The organism is Streptomyces prasinopilosus, assembly GCF_001419695.1.
In the GTDB taxonomy this organism is placed as follows: Bacteria; Actinomycetota; Actinomycetes; order Streptomycetales; family Streptomycetaceae; genus Streptomyces; species Streptomyces prasinopilosus.
Genome location: NZ_LIRG01000493.1, coordinates 1 through 2,382 on the forward strand (window position 1 = coordinate 1; position 2,382 = coordinate 2,382).

Genomic DNA, 2,382 nt, shown 5'->3' on the forward strand with positions numbered 1-2,382 from the left:
CCTCCCGTCCGTACCCCACCCGGAGCCGGAATGCTCACCGGCCCGCGGGACGACGATCCGCCGTCCGGCCCGCGTCACCTGCGCCCGAAGGCGGCCTCCCGTGTGAGAAAGGCGAGTTGGGCCTTCTTCTCCGGCAGGTACACGTCCGGCAGGACGATCTCGGGCAGGACGACCTCGGGGCCCGCCGTGAAACCCTGTCGCAGGAAACGGGCGATCGCCTTCGCGTTGGCCACGTCCGGGTCGACCACCACGCGCCCGCGGTCCAGGCCCAGCAGGACGAACTCGACCATGACCGCCAGCAGCGCGCCGGTCCACCCGGGGCGGGCCCCCTGAGGACCTGCCGGAGCGAGCAGCAGGTGGACGCCGATGTCACCGGGCTCGACGGGATAGCAGTCACCGACCCGGTCGGCCTCCGGCTCGTACGTCTGGAGCAGCGCGACCGGCTCGCCGTCCTTGACGACGAGGTACGCGTGATGGGTCTCGAGCGTGTCCATGTGGGCGTAGATCCCGGCCACCTGCTCCTCGGTGAGGCCGTTCATGCCCCAGAAGGAGGCGCGTTCACCGCTCACCCAGCGGTGCAGGACGGCCGCGTCCGCCGCCGGGTCGAGCGGCAGCACGCGTACGGAGCCGAGGCCGTCGGCCACGTGCTCGTGCACGGCCTCACGGGGCGCGTACGGGTCAGACATCGGTCTCCTCCTGAACCTCGTGGAGCCCGGCGGACTCCCGGAGCCCGTCGCTCCCACCGGCCTCGCCGGTCTTGTCGGTCTCACCGGTCTTGTCGATCTCGTCGGTCTCGTCGAACGCACCGGTGCCTTCCCGGGCGTCCCGGCCCCGGACCACGTCATGGACCACGTCCTCCCTGCGGAGGGCGTCCCAGTCGGTGACGACCGGGACCAGGTCCCCCGCGAGCCACAGCGGCAGCTGGTCGCGGTGGTGGGGCGAACCCGGGACGCCCGAGGCGCCGAGCGGCACCACCCAGCGGCTGTCCTCGCGCCGGGCCAGGTCCCAGACGTACCGGGCGGCCGGACCGCGCGCCGCGAGGTCGGTGAGGCCGGGCACCGAGGAGGTGCACAGCACGCAGTCGTGGTCGCCGGACAGCGCGGGTTCGTCGTACGGCGTCGCGGGCGGCAGGGCCCGCCAGGGCGCCAGCCGGTGGGTGTCGCCCCAGGTGCCCGCCGGCGGCCGGGCGGCCACCTCCTCCAGCGCCGCGCGCACCGCCGCCGGGCGGTCGATGCCGTACAACTCCTTCGCGGTCAGGAGGTGTTCGAGCGCGTAGCCGATCCGGGGGGTCAGCGCGAGCCAGGGCCGGAACACCTCCGGGACGGCCGGGGGCACGGTCAGCCGGGCGAACGCGGGGTGCCGCGCGAGCTGCCGTACGAGCGCGCCGCGCACCGCCGCGTACAGGGCCGCGCCGGTGCTGTCCGCGTCCATGTGCCGGTCCCAGTCCAGCAGCCGGTCGCGCAGGCCGGCCGCCGGTCCGGTCAGCCCGTCGAGGGCGGCGACGTGGTCCAGCAGGGCGGCGGCGGAGGCGAGGCGGGTGTCCGTGTGGAGGGCGGGCATGTCGGCGGCCGACCAGCGTTCCCGGCCCGCGAGCAGCGCGGTGATGCGGTCGGCGCGGTGCGGCGCGGCGAACTCGACGCCGAGGGGGGCCGCCGGTCCGCGCTGGTTCGCCATCACGGCGACGCCGTCGGTCAGGCCGGCGCGCGGCGACTCGTGCCACCCCCGCCAGTCGTGGCCGGGCTCCCACGCGGGCACCGGAGCGATCCGGTTGGCCTCGGCCCGTACCGGCACCCGGCCGGCCACCCGGTGCAGCGTGCCGCCCTCGGTGTCGGCGGCCTGGACCACGTTGACCGGCTCGGCCCACAGGTCGAGGGCCCGGTCCACGTCGGCGACCCGGCGGGCCCGCAGCAGCGGCAGCAGGGCGCCGAAGCCCAGGTCGCCGGTGACGCGGGGCGGGTAGCGCAGGGCGACGGCGACCGGGGGCGCGCCGGGCTCGGACACGCCGTCCTCCAGGCCCTCGGGGCCGCCGATGACCACCGGCCCCCGGTCGGTCTCGATCACCTCGACCTCGACCGGGTCCTCGCCGGCGACCTCGACGGTCTCGGTGTGCCGGGCGGCCCGGTGCCAGACGCCGTCCGGGCCGAGCGCCTCCACGCCCGCGCCCGTGCGGCGCAACCGCTCCCGGTACAGGTCCTGGTAGTCGGCCATGGCGTTGGTGATCGCCCAGGCGACCGAGCCGGTGTGGCCGAAGTGGGCGATGCCGGGGACGCCGGGCACGGCGATGCCCACGACGTCGAACTCCGGACAGGACAGGTGGATCTGCTGGTAGACGCCGGGGAGCGGACGGTGACCGGGCGGGCGGTGATCGCGGGGGACCCGCAC

Annotated in this window: 2 protein-coding genes; both read right to left on the bottom strand. The window is 75.9% G+C overall.

Features of this window, described 5'->3' with window-relative positions; all coding sequences use genetic code 11:
* Window positions 1–74: 74 nt before the first annotated feature.
* Window positions 75–686 (bottom strand): GNAT family N-acetyltransferase, encoded by a 612-nt coding sequence (locus tag AOK18_RS20335; protein WP_055695300.1) that lies wholly within the window; start codon window positions 684–686, stop codon window positions 75–77.
* Window positions 679–2,382, bottom strand: a 1,704-nt coding sequence (locus AOK18_RS20340) for a penicillin acylase family protein (protein ID WP_079105108.1), incomplete at its 5' end; no start/stop codon positions are given. The genes AOK18_RS20340 and AOK18_RS20335, both read right to left, overlap by 8 nt.

What these genes read in the sequence shown, in the direction of transcription:
- AOK18_RS20335 (WP_055695300.1), bottom strand. Translation starts at nt 686, where the DNA reads ATGTCTGACCCGTACGCGCCCCGTGAGGCCGTGCACGAGCACGTGGCC.